Below are 16,106 nucleotides of genomic sequence, written 5' to 3' on the forward strand. Positions count from 1 at the left end.
CAAGGGGGAGGGGTTTCGGGCAGCGGCTCCTGCACTCACCGACAATTGCGCTTCAGTCCTTCGCATCCGCCCGCTCGTCTTCGAGATGATAGGTCGGCGTGTAGTCGCTCTTCATGTTCTGGACATGGACGTGGTGGCCGGCGGCGATGGCGACCGTCGCCACGCCGATCGGCGCGCCGTATTTCAGGATCTTCTCGCCGGGCGCGATCGCGCGCCGGGCGACCTTGTGGGCAAGCGCGATGTCGCGGTCGATCACCGCCGGGCCCGTGCCGGTCTCGATGGGCTCGCCCGCCGGCAGGCGGGTGCGCGCGACGAAGACATTGTCGCGCGGGTCGAGCAGGATCAGGCGGGGATCGTGCTGGGACATCAGAACTTGCCGAATTGCAGATAGGCCTGCTGGGGGTCGGTGCCGGCGAGGATCGCGGTGCGGACCTTGTTCTCGGCCGAGATCGCGGTCTCGGACTTCTCCAGCACTTCCTCGATGATCTCCAGGGGAATGCGGACGACGCCGTCGCGGTCGGCGAGAATGTAGTCGCCGGGCCGGATCCAGACTTCGCCGATCTTGATCGGCTCGTCGACCGCCTTGGGCAGCCAGACGCCGACGATGTCGCGCGGCGTATAGGCCTTGAAATAGGCCTGGAAGCCCATCTCGACCATGAATTCGGTGTCGCGTGACAGCCCGTCGATGACGCAGCCGCGCACGCCCTTGTTCTTCAGCGTCTCGGCCGAGAGCTCGCCCATCAGCGCGACCTCCTCGGTGTTGGGCTGGCAGACCCAGACATGGCCGGGCTTGGCGGCGGAGAGCAGGCCGGTCCAGCCGAGCAGGGTCTCATGCGCGTCGAAGTCGCCGGTCTTGCCCTCGACGGTGAAGGCGGGGCCGGCCAGCTTCACGCCGGGCAGCAGCGGGCGCAGCGCTGGCGGTAAGGTGAAGTCCTTCAGCCCCATGGCGCGCATCGTGTCGTGGATGATGCCGGTGTAGCAGCGTTCGAGGCGCTCGGTCAGCGTATCCGTCATGGTTCCTCCGGTGTGGCCGCTCCGGCGGCCTTGAGGGCACCTTGCGCAGAGGGTGCCCTTACGAGCAAGTGCGGATTTTGCAGCGCTGGCGTGCGTATTAAACGATTTAAATTGCGATTCTCGTCATGCTCGGGCTTGACCCGAGCATCTCGGAAACCAGCTATCTGGTCCTGAGATTCCCGGGTCTGCGCTTCGCTTCGCCCGAGAATGACGCGCCGAAAGCCTCAGCCGACCCGCTCCCAGCCCTGCGGCATCAGCCGCTCCTGCGGCAGGAAGCGCGCCTTGTAGGCCATCTTCGGCGAGCCCTCGACCCAATAGCCGAGATAGACATAAGGCAGGCCGAGCTTGCGGGCGCGCTCGACATGCTCGAGCACCATGAAGGTGCCGAGCGAGCGCGCTTCGAGCGCGGGATCGTAGACCGAATAGACCATGGAGAGCCCGTCGCTCAGCCGGTCGGTCAGGGCGAAGGCATAGAGGTCGCCCTGACCACGGCCGGTGAAGCCGCTGTCGGGCCCGCGCCTGCGATATTCGATCAGGCTGGTCTCGACATGGGTGTCCTCGACCATCATGGCGAAGTCGAGCGCCGACATCGTCGCCATGCCGCCTTCGGGGTGGCGATCATCGAGATAGCCGCGGAACAGCGAATAATGCTCGGAGCGCGGCTGCGGCGGCAGCGCCTCGCCGATCAGGTCGCTGTTGCGGGCGAGGATCTTGCGGAAGGTGCGCGAGGGCCGGAAATCGGCGACGACGATCCTGACCGAGATGCAGGCCCGGCAGGTCTCGCAGGCTGGGCGGTAGGCGATGCTCTGCGAGCGCCGGAAGCCGCCTTGCGAGAGCACGTCGTTGAGGTCGCGCGCCCGTGCGCCAACGAGGTGCGTGAACACCTTGCGCTCCTCGCGGCCCGGCAGATAGGGGCAGGGCGTCGGCGAGGTCAGATAGAATTGCGGGGCATCCCGCAAAGGACGTGTCACGTGAGGCAGGCTCCGGAACCGCCGAATTCAACCTGAGTTTAGCAGTCGGCGCGGCGGCAACAAGCGGCAAGCCTGCGGTGGCGCCACCGCATGGGATAACCCTGGCGTCGGTGCTAGTCTGCTGGCGCGGAAAGGCCGGGAAGCCCCCGGAGCAGGGGGATGCGATGCAGACCGAAGCGGTCGCGTTGACCCAGGAGAAGGAAACCCTGCTGATCACGCTCTGGGCCAAGGCCGGCGAGAGCCTGCTGCCCGATTCCCTGCTCAAGGACCGTTTCGCCGCCGAAGCCGCGGCCCGTCTCGACTATGATTTCGCCCGCCTCAAGATCGACCGCGATTTGATGGTCGGCCTTGCCATGCGCGCCCACGCGCTCGACGGCTGGACGCGCGCTTTCCTCGCCGAACACGGCGACGCCATCGTGCTGCATCTCGGCTGCGGGCTCGACAGCCGCGTCTTCCGGATCGATCCGCCTGCTGGCATCAACTGGTACGATGTCGACTATCCGGAGGTGATCGCGCTCAGGCGGAGGCTCTATCCAGCGCGTGCCGGCTATCAGCTGATCGGCTCGTCGGTCACGGAACGGGGCTGGCTCGAGGCACTCCCGCAGGACCGCCCGGCGATGATCATCGCCGAGGGGCTGCTGCCTTATCTCCCCGAAGAGGAGGTGCCGCTGCTGCTGGAGCGGCTCGTTCGACATTGCCGCAGCGGCGAGATCGTCTTCGACGCCTATAGCCCGCTCGGCCTCAAGCTGATTGCGCTGCAGCCTTCGATCAAGGCGACCGGGGCGGTGCTGCGCTGGTCGCTTGGCGATCCCGCCGAACTGGAGCGGCAGGTGCCAGGCCTCGAACTCGTCACCGAGCTGACGGCCTATGACCCTGATGGTTACGACCCGGCCCAGATCGCCCGGATGTCCTGGCCGGCGCGCTTTGCGATGCAGTTCTTCTCGCTGATCCCGCCGCTGGCGCGCATCGGCCTGCTGCTGCGCTATCGGTTCTGAGGCGGTGCTTCTTTGAGAGGGAACCTCACCGTCATTCCGGGGCAGGCCGATAGGCCTGAGCCCGGAACCCAGAGCCGATGCGATCTCCAGAAAAGTGCGTCGATCTCAGTGCCAGCATCCCGACCGGTATCGGCTCTGGGTTCCGGGCTCTTCGCTGCGCGAAGCCCCGGAAAGACGCTCCGCACCGACGGAGCCGACCTCAGGCGCGCACCACAACGAGCCCGGTGAGGATGTCGTGACCGAGGCGCCGGTCCTCGCGCACCAGCCCGCAGGCGACGTCGAGGAACCAGAGGCCGACTGTGCCGGCCGCGACATAGAAGAACAGCGCATGTACGGCCGCTGCGAGTGCATCCGGCCGGCCGCCCGAGGCGGTCTCGACTCGCAGGCCGGCCATGCGCATGCCGAGCGTCGCCTGTTTGCGCCCGCCGATGGTGATGGCGGCATAGCCGAGTGCGACGGCGATCGTCGCGCCGCCCATCAGCAGCCAGGTCAGCCCGAAGGTGACGATGCCCAGGATGGCGAGCAGGAACCAGACCATGCTGCCGAGGATGAACAGGACGACGACGTCGCCGATCCAGGCGAACAGGCGCGAGCCGAGCACGCCGCGCGTATCCTGCAGCGGCCGGTCCTCCAGCGCGATGATCGGCGGCTGGCGATAGGACGGGTTCGACATCGACGTTGAATTCCTCATTGCTCAGTGGCCGAGATGGCCCACCGAGCAATAATGTTTGATCAGCCAGCCGGTTCCGCAAGGCCGCGAGGGTAAATCCGGCGCGGCGCGAAGCCTTCCTGGCGCAGGGCCGCCTCGATTGCTGCGGTATGGGCCTCGTCGCGGGTCTCGATGGTGACGTCGAGCATCACGCCCTTGGCCGGGACGTCAAGGAAGAGCCGGCCATGGCTGACTTCGAGGATATTGGCGCCGAGCGTGCCGAACAGGCTCGCGACCTTGCCGAGCAGGCCGGGCCGGTCGCTGGCTGTGAGGCGGAAGGCGGCGATGCGCTGCTCGCGTTCGAGCTCGCGCACCATGATCGCGGCGAGCAGGCGCGCATCGATATTGCCGCCGGAGAGCACGAGCCCGACCCTGCGGCCGCGGTAGCGCTCAGGCTCCTTCAGCATCGCCGCTAGGCCAGCGGCGCCGGCACCTTCGGCCAGCGTGTGCTGTAATGTCGCGCAGGCATTGACGGCGCGCTCGATCAGGTCCTCGCTTACCAGCACGATGTCGGAGACCAGCGCCTTCACCACCGGCAGAGTCTGCGCGCCGACGGTCTTGACCGCGATGCCCTCGGCGAGCGTCGCCCCGCCGATCGGCATGGTCGCGTCGTGCACGGCATTGTGGAAGGAGGGGTAGAGCGCTGCCTCGACGCCGATCATCTCGATCGACGGTTTCAGCGCCTTGGCGGCGATGGCGTTGCCGGCCATCAGCCCGCCGCCGCCGAGCGGGATCAGCAGCGTGTCGAGTTGCGGCTCCTGTTCCAGCATCTCCAGCGCGACCGTGCCCTGGCCGGCCATCACCGCCGCATCGTCATAGGGGTGGACGAAGACCAGGCTCTTCTTCGTGGCGATCTCGCGTGCCTTCTGCGTGGATTCGTAGAGCGTCTCACCGAACAGCACGACCTCGGCGCCATGGGCGCGGGTGTTCTCGACCTTCACCAGCGGGGTCGTCTCCGGCATGACGATCGTCGCCGGGATGCCGAAGCGCTTGGCGTGGTAGGCGACAGCCTGGGCGTGGTTGCCGGCCGACATGGCGATGACGCCGCGGCGCCTCTCGTCCTCGCTCAGGCTCAGCAGCTTGTTGACCGCGCCGCGCTCCTTGAAGGAGGCCGTCGCCTGCATGTTCTCGTGCTTGACGAAGACCTCTGCGCCGGTCAGTGCCGACAGGCGCGGCGCCGGCATCAGCGGCGTCTTCAGCACATGGCCTGCGATGGTCTGCGCAGCCGCCTCGATATCGGCGAAGCTGATCGCGAAGCCGCTGCCCATCCGGTCCCCCAAATCATTCAGACCTGGCGCGGCGTCAGCGCGCCGTCGCCGAAGAAGCCGCCGGGGCGCAGGATCAGCGTCACGGCGAGCAAGCTATAGACCGCGATGTCGCGCTGTTCGAGCGGCATCGTCGCCGACCACAGCACTTCGAAGGCGGCGATGGCGAGCCCGCCCAGGCAGGCGCCGGGCACCGAGCCGATGCCGCCGAGCACGGCCGCGACCAGCGCCTTCAGGCCGAGCGTGAAGCCGCCGGAAAAGCCCATGCCGCCATAGATCACCGTGACGATGACGCCGGCCGCGCCGCAGATCGCGCAGGCGATGATCAGCGCCCGGTCGTGCACCGCGCCGGGATCGATTCCGAACAGCGAGGCGGTCTTGGCGTCGTCGGCGACGGCACGCCAGGCCCGGCCATAGGACGAGCGGGCGAGATAGAGGATGAGGCAGGTCGCGGCCGAGAAGCCGAGCCCCGCCATGGCGAGCGAGACCGGCGTCGCCGTGACGATGAACTGCTCGGCCCGCACCAGAGGCAGCGGCTCGTTGAACACCGGCGGCAGCCAGCGCAATTCGGCGCCCTGCGCGAGGCGCAAGTATTCGGACAGCGCGATGGCGAGCCCGATCGTCGCGATCAGCACCTGCTGGCCATTGCTCTTGTCGAGATGGCGCAGCACGAAACGGCCCATTGCGAAGCCGTGCAGCGCGCTGACCGCGATCGCGACGGCAAAGGCGATGAACAGGCCGGAGACCGGCGTCGAGACCGAGAGCGACAAGGTCAGCGCCACGCCGACCACGGCCGCGAGCGCCCCCAGCGCCGAGAATTCGCCGAAGGTCAGCAGGATGCGGCCGTTGAGCCCGTAGATCAGCGCATAGGCGCTGGCCAGCAGCGCGTAGATCGCGGCCGAGGGCAGGGCGGCCAGGCCCTGCTGCAGGCCATAGGCGAGGCCGGGCGGCACGGTGATGAGGTCGGCGCCGGGCGACATGCCGGGATCGACCGGCGGCTCGGCCTTGTATTCGAGATAGAAGCGCCGCAGCAGCAGGAAGCTGGCGTCTGTCATCGGCACGCCGTCGGAGGCCAGGCCCGCCAGCGTGCCGCGTTGCAGCGTGGTGCCTTCACCGGCGAAGATGCAGTCGATCGTGCGCCGCCGCGGCTGCTCGTCCGGCGCCTGCGCCCGGTAGACGATGCGCAGGATATCGGCGCGCGGCCCGCCGCCGGTGCCCTCGATGGTGATGACGGTATCGGTCGGGTTCAGCGCCGGGATCGCCAGCCGGCAGGCGCGAATCTGGTCGGTGTCGAAGCGCCCGCAGGAGGCGAGCGCGAGGCAGAGCAGAATCGACGTGAGCAGGGCGCGCATCGCGGCGCACGCTAGCGCGAGAACCGGGGCGTTGGAACTCGCTGCGATGCTGCCTGCATGCGCAATCGTGGGGCTTGATAAATCGGGAAGGCCGGGCACATCGGATCGGGCGGGCAACGCGACAGGACAATGGTCATGCAGCAGGACGAGATCTGGGGCACTGAGGCGGCCAGGACGTATGACACGCCGGGAACCGGGATGTTCGCGCCGGAGGTGCTGGAGCCGGCGGTCGAACGACTGGCACAACTGGCGGAGGGTGGCAGGGCCCTCGAATTCGCGATCGGGACCGGCCGCATCGCGGTGCCGCTCAGCCAGCGGAACGTGCCGGTGGCGGGCATCGAGTATTCACCCGCGATGATCGCCGAGCTGCGGACCAAGATCGACGAAGCGACGATCCCCGTCGTCCTCGGCGACATGGCCACCGCGACCGTTCCCGGCCGCTATGCGCTCGTCTACCTCGTCTACAACACGATCTCGAACCTGCTCACGCAGGCTGAGCAGGTCGCCTGCTTCCGCAATGCGGCGCGCCATCTCTCGCCCGGCGGGCGTTTCGTGATCGAGCTCTGGGTGCCGGAGTTGCGCAAGCTGCCGCCCGGGCAGCAGGCGGTCGTATGGCAGTCGGAGGCAGGCTATATCGGCCTCGACACCTATGACGTGCTGAACCAGCAGGTGGTCTCGCACCATTTCCGCTTCGGCGAGGGCACTCAGGCGGAGTTGTTCCGCTCGCCCCACCGCTATATCTGGCCGGCGGAACTCGACCTGATGGCTGAGCTGGCCGGCTTCGAGCTCGAAAGCCGGCATGCGGATTGGAACGGGGCGCCCTTCACGGCGGAGACGCGCTCGCACGTCTCCGTTTATCGCCTGCCCAGCTAGCTCAGCCGCGTTCCTTCAGCATCCTGGCGACCTTCGGCGCGAAATAGGTCAGCACGCCGTCGGCGCCGGCGCGCTTGAAGGAGAGCAGGCTCTCCAGCATCGCCTTGTCGCCGTCGAGCCAGCCATTATTGGCCGCCGCCATGATCATCGCGTACTCGCCGGAGACCTGATAGGCGAAGGTCGGCACCGAGAAGGTCTCCTTCACTCGCGCGATGATGTCGAGATAGGGCAGGCCGGGCTTGACCATCACCATGTCGGCGCCCTCCTCGAGATCGAGCGCGACCTCGGCGATCGCCTCGTCGCTGTTGGCCGGGTCCATCTGGTAGGTGCGCTTGTCACCGATCAGCGTCGCATTGGTGCCGATCGCGTCGCGGAACGGGCCGTAATAGGCCGACGCATACTTGGCCGAATAGGCCATGATCTGCACGTCCTCATGGCCGCTGGCGTCGAGTGCGGCGCGGATCGCGCCGACGCGCCCGTCCATCATGTCGGAGGGTGCGATCACATCGGCACCGGCGTCAGCGAGCGCCAGGGCCTGCTGGACGAGGATGCCGACGCTGGCATCGTTCAGGATCCGCTCGCCATCCATCACGCCGTCATGGCCGTGCGAGGTATAGGGGTCGAGCGCCGCGTCGCAGATGATGCCGATTTCCGGCACCTCCGCCTTGATCGCGCGGACCGCCCGGCACATCAGGTTGCGGCTGTTGAGCGCTTCCGAACCGGTCTCGTCGCGCAGGGCGCGGTCGACATAGGGGAAGGGCGCGATCGCGGGAACGCCGAGCTTCGCCGCAGCCTCCGCCTGGCGCACGGCCTCGTCGATGTTGAGCCGGTCGACGCCCGGCATCCAGGCGACTGGCGAGATCGGCTCGGCGGAATCGATCAGGAAGATCGGCCAGATCAGGTCGTCGGTGGTCAGGCGGTTCTCGCGCACCAGCCGGCGCGACCACTCGGCCTTGCGATTGCGGCGCATGCGGCGGGTGAGGCCGAGCGAATCCGCCGTGGTGGTTGCGGCCCGCGGCATTGAGAGGGGCTGTACCCGGGAAGTCATCGACGCCTCCGCCATGAATGCGCTAGTGGCTAGCCGGCGATCCCTTAGCACATGAGCTCGCTCCCAAAACAGGCGCGATGGTCGCAGCCGCGAGAGCCGGCCAGAACAGCGCAAGCCTGCCTGGGGCGGGCGATCCTGCGGTCATGGAAGGGGATACAATGCGGTCAAAGCTCTTGGCTTTCACCATGCTGGTGGGAGTGCTGACTGCCACGACGGCGCCGGCTGAGGTGACGCGCCGCGATGCTATCGAAGCGCAGACCGCGACGGCGCTCGCCTCCGCCGACTATGCCGAGCGGCATTGCCCGTCCCTGCGCGTCGGCCAGGACAAGCTCGACAGGAATCTGCGCGAGATCAAAGGCACGCTCGCCGGCCTGCGCGCCACCGAGAGCTATGCCGAGCAGGTTGCGGCGCTGGCCTCGATCGAGCAGAGCCATGGCCGGGCGATGGTCTGCGTCGCTCTGCCCAAGGCTCATGGCGGCTATGGCCGCGGCATCGTCACCGTGCGCTAAAGTCCGGACGGGACCGGGCCGGCGCTCGCGTTGACAAGCCGGGGCCCGCCTTCCAGAACCGCCTGACGGACCGGGGTCGAGGCGGACATGGCGCAGGATCAGGACATCATCTGTGAAATCCGCGGCAGTGCCGGCTTCGTCCTGCTCAACCGCCCGAAGGCGCTGAACGCGCTCAATCTCCCCATGGTGCGCGAGCTGGCCAAGGCGCTCGACGCCTGGGAGCACGATCCCGCCGTGACGCGCATCGTCGTCACCGGAGCCGGCGAGAAGGCCTTCTGCGCCGGCGGCGACATCCGCAGCCTGCACGATCTCGGCAAGGCCGGGCAGTACGACGAGATGCTGACCTTCTGGCGCGAGGAATACATCCTCAACGCCCGCATCCAGAGCTATCCCAAGCCTTATGTCGCGTTGGTCGACGGCATCGTGATGGGCGGCGGCGTCGGCCTCTCGCTGCATGGCAACCACCGCGTCGCCGGCGAGCGCTGGCTCTTTGCCATGCCCGAGGTCGGCATCGGCTTCTTCCCCGATGTCGGCGCGACCTATGCCTTGCCGCGCCTGCCTGGCCATGCCGGCATCTATCTCGCCCTGACCGGCGATCGTGTCGGCCAGGCCGATGCGCTGGCGCTCGGGCTGGCGACGCATGCGGTTCCCTCCGCGCGCATGGCGGAGCTTGCCGAGGCGCTGACCGGCTCAGAGCCCGTCGACGCCACGATCGCGCGTTTCGCCGCTGATCCCGGGCCGGGCAAGCTCGCGCCGGAGCGCGCGACCATCGCGCATTGCTTCGGCGCGGCGACGCTGACGGAGGTGCTCGGCCGGCTCGACGCCAAGGCGGCTGCGGGCGATACCTTCGCCGCCAAGACGCTCGCTACGATCCGGGCGAAGTCGCCGACCAGCGTCGCCATCGCCTTCGAGCAGATGCGCCGCGGCGCCTCGCTCGGTTTCGCGGAGGCGATGCAGCTCGAGTTCCGCATCGTCTCGCGCATTCCGCACGGCCATGACTTCTACGAGGGTGTGCGCGCCGTGGTGATCGACAAGGACCAGGCGCCGTCCTGGCGGCCGCAGACGCTGGAGGAGCTCGATCCGGCGGCGGTGGCGGCCTATTTCGCCCCGCTCGGCGCGACCGAGCTGGCGCTGGGCAGCTGAGATGACGGTGCGCGACGGCGAAGTTCTGCGCGGCCCGGGCCAGCCGGGCGAGATGAAGCGCCGGGTTCGCTGGCGCCTGCTGCTGGTCTGGCTGCTGCGCCTGCTCTCGGTGGTCTGGATTGGCAAGGGCCTGATGCACTGGATGACCATCCTCGGCCTCGGCCTGGTCTTCGAGCCCGGCCCCGCCTTCGAGACGCGCCCCCTGACCTTCCAGGCGATCACGGTCTATTTCGCAGTCTTCGATCTCGTCGCCGGCGTCGGCCTCTGGCTGACCGCGACCTGGGGCGGCGTGCTCTGGCTGCTCGCCGCCGTCAGCCAGTTGCTGCTGGGCTTCTTCTTCCCGCGCTGGCTGACGGTTTCGCCCGCCTTGATCGGCACTTATGTCGCGCTGATGCTGGCCTATTTCCTCGCCACCTGGGCGGCGGAAAACCAGGACGGCTGAGGCCTCCGGTCTGTCTCGAATGCAGCGGGCGATGGTAAGAATCGCTTTAGCTTAAGAGACTTGCGGTTCATTTTGGATTCACCCAAATGGGTAAATCCCTGATTCATCCTGATATTTAAACTCGTTTTCATCCGGCCCGCCTATGGTGTCTCTCAGAAGCGGACCGGGAGACAATCCTGGCCGGTAATCAACAGGCGGGATATTACCATGAAGAGCAATGTAAAGACTGTGGAGCCGGCTGCGTCCGAAGGTGTTGAGCTCAAGGTGAAGCCGCTTTATCTTGAGTCTCTCACCTTGGTCGAGCGGCTGCATCGCCGGCTGCTCGACGTGATCAAGGACGAGTTCGAGCGCCGCAACCGCGACGACGTCAACAGCGTGCAGGCGCTGCTCCTCTACAATATCGGCGACGCCGAGCTCTCGGCCAGCGAGCTGCGCACCCGCGGCTACTATCTCGGCTCGAACGTCTCCTACAACGTCAAGAAGCTGGTCGAGCTCGGCTTCCTGCACCATGCCCGTTCGCGGATCGACCGCCGCTCGGTGCGCATCAGCCTGACCGACAAGGGCCGCGAGGTGCACAACATCGTCAAGGGCGTCTACGACAAGCATGTCCGTACGGTCGAGCAGATCGGCGGCATCGCGGCCGATGATTTCGAGCGCATGAACAACGCCCTGCTGCGCCTCGAGCGCTTCTGGACCGACCAGATCCGCTACAAGCTCTGAAGCCCTGGGCCACAGGCCCGGTCTTGGAAGTATCCCCGCAGCGCGCTTCGGCTTCCCGGCCGGGGCGCGTGCGCCTGTTTCTTTCGAGCAACAGTGATTTCGCTTCGGCCGCAGCGATCAAACCCGCGTGAGCGCGACGCATCGCCGCCCCAAAAATGCCGCGCTCATCATACCGTGTTAACTGTGGTAAGGGATCGTCCCCAGCGACCGGCCGTGGCAGATGCCCGGCCGAAGGGGCGGGTCGCGTCCCGCTCCGGTGATACTGGGAAGTCCAAGGGGTACGATCGATGCCGAATATCCGCCTGACCCGCCGCGAGACGGTTCTGGCCATGCTCTCGACTGCTGCCGCCGGCGTCAGCCTGCCGGCTTTCGCCCAGCAGGCCGAGTGGCGCCAGAGCTATGATGCCGGTTCGCGCAACGCCGTCCAGCGCTCCTCGACGCCGATGCTCTCGCCGGCCGCTCTGGCCGCGACCGAGCAGGCAGTCGAAGCTTATCGGGCGCTCGCCGCGCGCGGCGGCTGGCCGACCCTGCAGGTCAGCGAGCGGCTTTCGGTCGGCTCGCGCGGCCCGAGCGTGGTGGCGCTGCGGCAGCGGCTGATCATCACCGGCGATCTCGACGCCTCCGCCGGCGACAGCAACGTCTATGATTCCTATGTCGAGGGCGGCGTGCGCCGCTTCCAGTCGCGCATGGGCCTGTCGACCACCGGCAGCATCAACCGCGCGACGCTGGCTGCGCTCAACGTGCCGGTCGACCGGCGTATCCGCCAGCTCGAGACCAATATCGTGCGCCTGCGCACCTGGTCGGGCAATCTCGGCAACCGCTATGTCGTGGCGAACATCCCGGCCGCCGCGGTCGAGACGGTCGAGAACGGCCATGTCGCGACCCGTCATGCCGCCGGCGTCGGCAAGATCGACCGCCAGTCGCCGCTGCTGCAGACCAAGATCCCCGAGGTCAATTTCAACCCGACCTGGACGGTTCCCGCTTCGATCATCCGCAAGGACCTGATCCCGAAGATGCAGAAGGAGCCGAGCTACCTGACCGAGAACAAGATCCGCATCATCGGTCCCAATGGCGAGATCCCGCCCGACCGCGTCAACTGGCGCTCGGACGAGGCGACCCGCTACACCTTCCGCCAGGATCCGGGCGGCGAGTTCAACTCCCTCGGCTTCGTGCGCATCAACATCCCGAGCCCGCACGGCGTCTACATGCACGACACGCCGTCGAAGGGCATCTTCGGCGACGATTACCGCTTCGTCTCCTCGGGCTGCATCCGCGTCCAGAACGTGCGCGACTACATCGCCTTCCTGCTCAAGGAAACGCCCGGCTGGGATCGCGCCAAGATCGACGAGACCATCGCCTCGGGCGAGCGCGTCAACGCCCGCATCGCTAATCCGGTGCCGTGCTACTGGGTCTACGTCACCGCCTGGGCGACGCCCGATGGCGGCGTGCAGTTCCGCGACGACATCTACAACAAGGATGGCCTCGGCCCGGCGGCGGTCGCCGCCTTGCAGGGCGACCAGGACATCTGAGGCCGGCTTACGCCAAGGTCTGCGTCATTGTGAGCTCCCGGCGAAGGCCGGGAGCTTTTTTGTTGGCCTGGCAGATCATTGCAGCCCGTCTCTGGCCCGTCGCCTGACCTTCGTGACGGTATCGAGGATCGCCACCGCCCGCCGCAGCGCGGCATAGGTCGGGTCGGGCCTTGCCCCAGGCTTGAGCAGGTCGGTGGCGGCGAGGTGAATGCGTTCGAAATAGGGGGCGAGCTCCCCTGAGGACGCGCCGGCCCGCTTCGCGATCTGCGCGAGCGCCTTCGCTGTCTGTGGGGAGGGCCATTTCTGAAAGTCGGATGCGAGCTGCTTGATCGAGGCGACGGAATGATCGGCAGTCGGCATCTGAAGGCTCCGGCCGCGCCCCGGACCGGGAGGCGCTCCTTTTCAATGCGCCAGCCCCCAAGGCGTTCCCGCTGCCGCCATGATCGTCGCGGGACGGCCGGTTGCGTCTGCGTCAGGCCGCCTTCGCCACCTCGGCGAGATTGGCGACGACGCAACTGGCGAACGCTCGCGTGCCGAGCGTGCCGCCGAGATCGCGCGTGCGCAGCTCCGGCGCCTTGATCGTCAGGTCGATCGCCCGCTCGATCGCTTGTGCAGCCTGCAGCAGGGTGGGGGCCTGCCGCCGCTCGCCGAGCCAGGCGAGCAGCATCGCTGCCGAGCCGATCAACGAAGCGGGATTGGCGAGGTCGCGTCCGGCGATATCAGGCGCCGAGCCGTGCTGCGCCTGCGCCACCGCATGATCCTCGCCGGCATTGAGCGAGGCGGCGAGGCCGAGGCTGCCGGAGATCTCCGAGGCCTGGTCGGAGAGGATGTCGCCGAACATATTGGTGGTGACGATCACGTCGAAGACGCTGGCGTCGCGCACCAGCAGCGCGGCCATGGCGTCGATGATCTTCTCCTCGTATTCGACATCGGGATAGCGCTCGGCCACCGAGCGCACGCATTCCAGGAAGAGCCCGTCGGAGATGCGCAGCACATTGGCCTTGTGCACGGCCGTGACCTTGCGCCGGCGCTGGCGGGCGAGCGCAAAGGCGCTCTCGGCGATGCGCAGGGAGGCCTGCCGCGTCACCTTGCGGAACGACATGGCAAGGTCTGGCGTCGGCATGATCTCGCCGGGGCCGAGATGCATCGAGCGGTCTGAATAGAAGCCTTCGGTGTTCTCGCGCACCATGACGAGGTCGAGCGGCTTGCCGCAGCGCGGCGCAAAGCCTTCGCGCGAGCGGGCCGGGCGGATATTGGCGTAGAGGTCGAGCCGCTTGCGCAACTGGCCGGATGGGTTGAGCCCTCCCTTCTCGGCCGGCGGATACTCGTTGTGCGAGACCGGGCCGAGGATGACGCCGTCCGCCCGCTTTGCCGCCTCAAGCACGGTCTCGGGGAAGGTCGTGCCCTGGTTCTTCAGCGCAGCGAAACCGATCTCCGCCCGCTCATAGACGAGCCCGAAGCCGAAGAGCTTGCTCGCCGCGTCGAGCACCTTGCAGGTCGCCGCCGCGATCTCGGGGCCGATGCCATCCCCTTCGAGGACGAGCAGGCGCAGGGCAGGGGATGTCGCGTCGGTCATGGTCGGCATCGGTCCGTGAATGATGGAAGGTGATGGAGCGGGAGGGCGCCTTACTCGATCTTGATGTCGGTCTCGGCGACGACCTTCGACCATTTCGCGCGCTCGGCCTTGACGAAGGCGGCGAACTCGGCGGGCGTATTGCCGATCGGCTGGGCGCCTTCGAGCTCGAGATTCCGGCGCACCTCCGGCAGGTTGATGATGGTCGCGACCTCGCTGCGCAGCTTGTCGATGATCGCCTGCGCCGTGCCCTTGCGCACGAAGACGCCGTACCAGCCGCTCGCCTCGTAGCCGGGCACGCCGGCTTCCGCGAGCGTCGGCACTTGCGGCAAGGCCGGCGCCCGCTCGGCAGTGGTGACGGCGAGCGCCTTGAGGCCGCCGCCGTTCACATGGCCGATCGCCGAAGGCAGCGTCGCGAACATCATCGGGATATGCCCGCCGATGAGGTCGTTCAGCGCCGGCCCGGCGCCGCGATAGGGGGCATGCTTCAGCTTGACGCCTGCCATCAGCTCGAACAGCGCGGTGGCGATGTGGTTGGCCGAGCCATGCCCGGCGGTGCCGTAGGTCAGCCCGTCCGGCTGGGCCTTTGCGAGCGCGACCAGCTCGGCGACCGAGTTGGCCTTGACCGATGGATGCACAAGCAGGAGCAGCGGCGCCTTGGCGATCAGCGTCACCGGCTCCAGCACCTCGGCCGGATCGTGCTTCAAATTCTTGAACAGGCTCGGATTGACCGCCATCGGGCCGATATTGCTGATCAGCACGGTGTAGCCGTCGGCGGGAGCCTGCGCCGCCGCGGTGGTGCCGAGATTGCCGCCTGCGCCGGCGCGGTTCTCGACCACGACGCCGACCCCGAGCCGATCTTGCAGCTTCTGCGCCACCGCCCGTGCGATCACGTCGGTGCCGCCGCCGGCGGCATAGGGCACGAGCATGGTGATCGGCTTGTTCGGCCAGTCCTGCGCCTTCGCGGCAAGGGTCGGCAGCGCAGCGAGCGCGGCTGCGAGCAGGAGCGTTGGAAACCGGCGCGACATGAAGCCTCCCGTGCTGTTCTCATTTTCGGTATACCGAAGTATGCTGAAAGCGAGCGATGCGGGCAAGCGTTGATTTCGCAGCGGGGGCGGGCGATCACCGCAGCCGGCGTCGTGGAGCAGGAGAGGGCGCAGTTTGACGGTGTTCGCCGATGTCCAGCCGGTGCGCTCGCTTGCGGGCCAGGCCTATGCCCGTCTGCGCGAGGCGATCGATGCCGGCGAGCTCAGGCCCGGCACGCGCCTGCGCGAGGAGGATCTCGCCGCTCGCCTGGAGATGAGCCGCACGCCCTTGCGCGAGGCGGTGCGCCGGCTCGAGGCCGAGGGCTTCTTCACACGCGATTCGCGCACGCTCGTGGTGGCGACGCTTGATCATCAGGCCGTGTCCGAGCTCTATGCGATGCGCGAGGTCCTGGAGGGCACTGTCGCCGCCTTCGCCGCGCGTCACGCCTCCGAGGGCGATGTCGCGCTGCTGCGTGATCTGCACGGGATCGAGGCTGGGCTGCTCACCCGCCCGCAGGAGCTGGCGCGTCACAATGAGCGTTTCCATTCGGCGCTCTATGGCGCGGCGCATAACCGCTATCTGCTGAAGGCCCTGAACGCGCTGCGCGACGCCCGCGCGCTGCTCGGTTCCTCGACATTGCTGGATGCCGACCGGGCGGCGCAGGCCCATGCCGAGCACGATGCCATCGTCAGCGCGATCGAAGCCCACGATCCCGCCAAGGCGGAGGCTGCGGCGCGCGATCACATCAGGGCCGCCGGCCGCGAGCGGCTGCGGCGGCTGGTGCAGGCGGGCTGACCCGCCTGCGGCCGACTTGGCTCAGGCCAGATTGTCGGCGATCAGGAAGCCGAGCAGCGAGATGCACGCCATCACGATCGAGATTTCCAGAAGACTGAAGCCCATTGCCGCCTCCACCGCTGAGGAGGTAACGCGCTTCGCC

The 16,106-nt window shown here is 67.6% G+C and carries 18 protein-coding genes; 8 read left to right on the top strand and 10 right to left on the bottom strand.

Annotated elements, in window-relative coordinates:
- Nucleotides 1–52: 52 nt before the first annotated feature.
- The 3 genes from AC3WLC_RS21450 to AC3WLC_RS21460 form a co-directional block, all read right to left on the bottom strand.
- Nucleotides 53–367, bottom strand: a complete 315-nt coding sequence (locus AC3WLC_RS21450) for a UxaA family hydrolase (RefSeq protein WP_493685942.1) — start codon at nucleotides 365–367, stop codon at nucleotides 53–55.
- A complete protein-coding gene (locus AC3WLC_RS21455; RefSeq protein ID WP_493685944.1) occupies nucleotides 367–1,014 on the bottom strand; it encodes an RraA family protein in 648 nt (215 codons plus the stop codon). Before AC3WLC_RS21455 ends, AC3WLC_RS21450 begins: the two co-directional genes overlap by 1 nt.
- A gap of 224 nt (nucleotides 1,015–1,238) precedes the next feature.
- Entirely contained in the window at nucleotides 1,239–1,985 is a 747-nt protein-coding gene (locus tag AC3WLC_RS21460) for an arginyltransferase (RefSeq protein ID WP_493685945.1), read from the bottom strand.
- A gap of 164 nt (nucleotides 1,986–2,149) precedes the next feature.
- On the opposite strand from AC3WLC_RS21460, the gene AC3WLC_RS21465 reads away from it, so the two are divergent.
- Nucleotides 2,150–2,980, top strand: a complete 831-nt coding sequence (locus AC3WLC_RS21465) for a class I SAM-dependent methyltransferase (RefSeq protein WP_493685946.1) — start codon at nucleotides 2,150–2,152, stop codon at nucleotides 2,978–2,980.
- A 199-nt stretch (nucleotides 2,981–3,179) separates the two neighbouring features.
- Here the strand turns inward: AC3WLC_RS21465 and AC3WLC_RS21470 are convergent, their stop codons facing one another.
- Genes AC3WLC_RS21470 through AC3WLC_RS21480 form a run of 3 tightly spaced genes read right to left on the bottom strand, consistent with a single transcriptional unit; the run spans nucleotide 3,180 to nucleotide 6,306 of the window.
- A complete protein-coding gene (locus tag AC3WLC_RS21470) occupies nucleotides 3,180–3,653 on the bottom strand; it encodes an RDD family protein (protein ID WP_493685947.1) in 474 nt (157 codons plus the stop codon).
- Between the two features lie 59 nt (nucleotides 3,654–3,712).
- Nucleotides 3,713–4,957, bottom strand: a complete 1,245-nt coding sequence (locus AC3WLC_RS21475) for a threonine ammonia-lyase (protein ID WP_493685948.1) — start codon at nucleotides 4,955–4,957, stop codon at nucleotides 3,713–3,715.
- A 17-nt stretch (nucleotides 4,958–4,974) separates the two neighbouring features.
- Nucleotides 4,975–6,306, bottom strand: coding sequence for a branched-chain amino acid ABC transporter permease (locus tag AC3WLC_RS21480; protein ID WP_493685949.1), 1,332 nt, complete (start codon nucleotides 6,304–6,306; stop codon nucleotides 4,975–4,977).
- A gap of 135 nt (nucleotides 6,307–6,441) precedes the next feature.
- Between AC3WLC_RS21480 and AC3WLC_RS21485 the strand changes: the two genes are divergently transcribed.
- Complete coding sequence (locus AC3WLC_RS21485) at nucleotides 6,442–7,179, top strand: class I SAM-dependent methyltransferase (protein WP_493685950.1); 738 nt, start codon at nucleotides 6,442–6,444, stop codon at nucleotides 7,177–7,179.
- Between the two features lies 1 nt (nucleotide 7,180).
- On the opposite strand, the gene hemB is transcribed toward AC3WLC_RS21485, so the two are convergent.
- Nucleotides 7,181–8,227: a porphobilinogen synthase gene (gene hemB / locus AC3WLC_RS21490; protein ID WP_493685951.1), complete on the bottom strand. Its 1,047-nt coding sequence runs from the start codon at nucleotides 8,225–8,227 to the stop codon at nucleotides 7,181–7,183.
- A 158-nt stretch (nucleotides 8,228–8,385) separates the two neighbouring features.
- Between hemB and AC3WLC_RS21495 the strand changes: the two genes are divergently transcribed.
- The 5 genes from AC3WLC_RS21495 (at nucleotide 8,386) to AC3WLC_RS21515 (ending at nucleotide 12,570) form a co-directional block, all read left to right on the top strand.
- Nucleotides 8,386–8,736, top strand: a complete 351-nt coding sequence (locus AC3WLC_RS21495) for a hypothetical protein (RefSeq protein WP_493685952.1) — start codon at nucleotides 8,386–8,388, stop codon at nucleotides 8,734–8,736.
- Between the two features lie 87 nt (nucleotides 8,737–8,823).
- On the top strand, nucleotides 8,824–9,879 hold the full coding sequence (locus AC3WLC_RS21500) for an enoyl-CoA hydratase/isomerase family protein (RefSeq protein WP_493685953.1): 1,056 nt from the start codon (nucleotides 8,824–8,826) through the stop codon (nucleotides 9,877–9,879).
- A 1-nt stretch (nucleotide 9,880) separates the two neighbouring features.
- Entirely contained in the window at nucleotides 9,881–10,321 is a 441-nt protein-coding gene (locus AC3WLC_RS21505) for a DUF6163 family protein (protein WP_493685954.1), read from the top strand.
- Between the two features lie 207 nt (nucleotides 10,322–10,528).
- Complete coding sequence (gene ldtR / locus AC3WLC_RS21510) at nucleotides 10,529–11,041, top strand: transcriptional regulator LdtR (RefSeq protein ID WP_092158706.1); 513 nt, start codon at nucleotides 10,529–10,531, stop codon at nucleotides 11,039–11,041.
- 287 nt (nucleotides 11,042–11,328) lie between these two features.
- A complete protein-coding gene (locus AC3WLC_RS21515) occupies nucleotides 11,329–12,570 on the top strand; it encodes a L,D-transpeptidase family protein (RefSeq protein ID WP_493685955.1) in 1,242 nt (413 codons plus the stop codon).
- A gap of 75 nt (nucleotides 12,571–12,645) precedes the next feature.
- On the opposite strand, the gene AC3WLC_RS21520 is transcribed toward AC3WLC_RS21515, so the two are convergent.
- The 3 genes from AC3WLC_RS21520 to AC3WLC_RS21530 form a co-directional block, all read right to left on the bottom strand.
- Nucleotides 12,646–12,930 carry a hypothetical protein gene (locus AC3WLC_RS21520; RefSeq protein WP_493685956.1) on the bottom strand — a complete coding sequence of 95 codons (285 nt, stop codon included), beginning with the start codon at nucleotides 12,928–12,930 and terminating at the stop codon, nucleotides 12,646–12,648.
- 112 nt (nucleotides 12,931–13,042) lie between these two features.
- Nucleotides 13,043–14,146: an isocitrate/isopropylmalate dehydrogenase family protein gene (locus tag AC3WLC_RS21525; RefSeq protein WP_493685957.1), complete on the bottom strand. Its 1,104-nt coding sequence runs from the start codon at nucleotides 14,144–14,146 to the stop codon at nucleotides 13,043–13,045.
- Between the two features lie 50 nt (nucleotides 14,147–14,196).
- The gene (locus tag AC3WLC_RS21530) at nucleotides 14,197–15,171 is read right to left on the bottom strand and encodes a Bug family tripartite tricarboxylate transporter substrate binding protein (RefSeq protein ID WP_493685958.1); all 975 of its coding nucleotides are present in this window, start codon (nucleotides 15,169–15,171) and stop codon (nucleotides 14,197–14,199) included.
- 139 nt (nucleotides 15,172–15,310) lie between these two features.
- Here AC3WLC_RS21530 and AC3WLC_RS21535 point away from each other — a divergent pair, with 139 nt between their 5' ends.
- Complete coding sequence (locus AC3WLC_RS21535) at nucleotides 15,311–15,964, top strand: GntR family transcriptional regulator (RefSeq protein ID WP_493686103.1); 654 nt, start codon at nucleotides 15,311–15,313, stop codon at nucleotides 15,962–15,964.
- The last annotated feature ends 142 nt before the right edge of the window (nucleotides 15,965–16,106 follow it).

It is taken from the genome of Allobosea sp. GW821-FHT03A12, assembly GCF_058986765.1.

Bases quoted from the DNA above. Each gene is read 5' to 3' on its own strand.
- AC3WLC_RS21520 (WP_493685956.1), bottom strand. From the start codon at position 12,930: ATGCCGACTGCCGATCATTCCGTCGCCTCGATCAAGCAGCTCGCATCC.
- hemB (WP_493685951.1), bottom strand. From the start codon at position 8,227: ATGACTTCCCGGGTACAGCCCCTCTCAATGCCGCGGGCCGCAACCACC.
- AC3WLC_RS21500 (WP_493685953.1), top strand. From the start codon at position 8,824: ATGGCGCAGGATCAGGACATCATCTGTGAAATCCGCGGCAGTGCCGGC.
- AC3WLC_RS21455 (WP_493685944.1), bottom strand. From the start codon at position 1,014: ATGACGGATACGCTGACCGAGCGCCTCGAACGCTGCTACACCGGCATC.
- AC3WLC_RS21505 (WP_493685954.1), top strand. From the start codon at position 9,881: ATGACGGTGCGCGACGGCGAAGTTCTGCGCGGCCCGGGCCAGCCGGGC.
- AC3WLC_RS21480 (WP_493685949.1), bottom strand. From the start codon at position 6,306: ATGCGCGCCCTGCTCACGTCGATTCTGCTCTGCCTCGCGCTCGCCTCC.
- AC3WLC_RS21495 (WP_493685952.1), top strand. From the start codon at position 8,386: ATGCGGTCAAAGCTCTTGGCTTTCACCATGCTGGTGGGAGTGCTGACT.
- AC3WLC_RS21465 (WP_493685946.1), top strand. From the start codon at position 2,150: ATGCAGACCGAAGCGGTCGCGTTGACCCAGGAGAAGGAAACCCTGCTG.
- AC3WLC_RS21450 (WP_493685942.1), bottom strand. From the start codon at position 367: ATGTCCCAGCACGATCCCCGCCTGATCCTGCTCGACCCGCGCGACAAT.
- AC3WLC_RS21485 (WP_493685950.1), top strand. From the start codon at position 6,442: ATGCAGCAGGACGAGATCTGGGGCACTGAGGCGGCCAGGACGTATGAC.
- AC3WLC_RS21525 (WP_493685957.1), bottom strand. From the start codon at position 14,146: ATGACCGACGCGACATCCCCTGCCCTGCGCCTGCTCGTCCTCGAAGGG.
- AC3WLC_RS21475 (WP_493685948.1), bottom strand. From the start codon at position 4,957: ATGGGCAGCGGCTTCGCGATCAGCTTCGCCGATATCGAGGCGGCTGCG.
- AC3WLC_RS21515 (WP_493685955.1), top strand. From the start codon at position 11,329: ATGCCGAATATCCGCCTGACCCGCCGCGAGACGGTTCTGGCCATGCTC.
- ldtR (WP_092158706.1), top strand. From the start codon at position 10,529: ATGAAGAGCAATGTAAAGACTGTGGAGCCGGCTGCGTCCGAAGGTGTT.
- AC3WLC_RS21530 (WP_493685958.1), bottom strand. From the start codon at position 15,171: ATGTCGCGCCGGTTTCCAACGCTCCTGCTCGCAGCCGCGCTCGCTGCG.
- AC3WLC_RS21470 (WP_493685947.1), bottom strand. From the start codon at position 3,653: ATGTCGAACCCGTCCTATCGCCAGCCGCCGATCATCGCGCTGGAGGAC.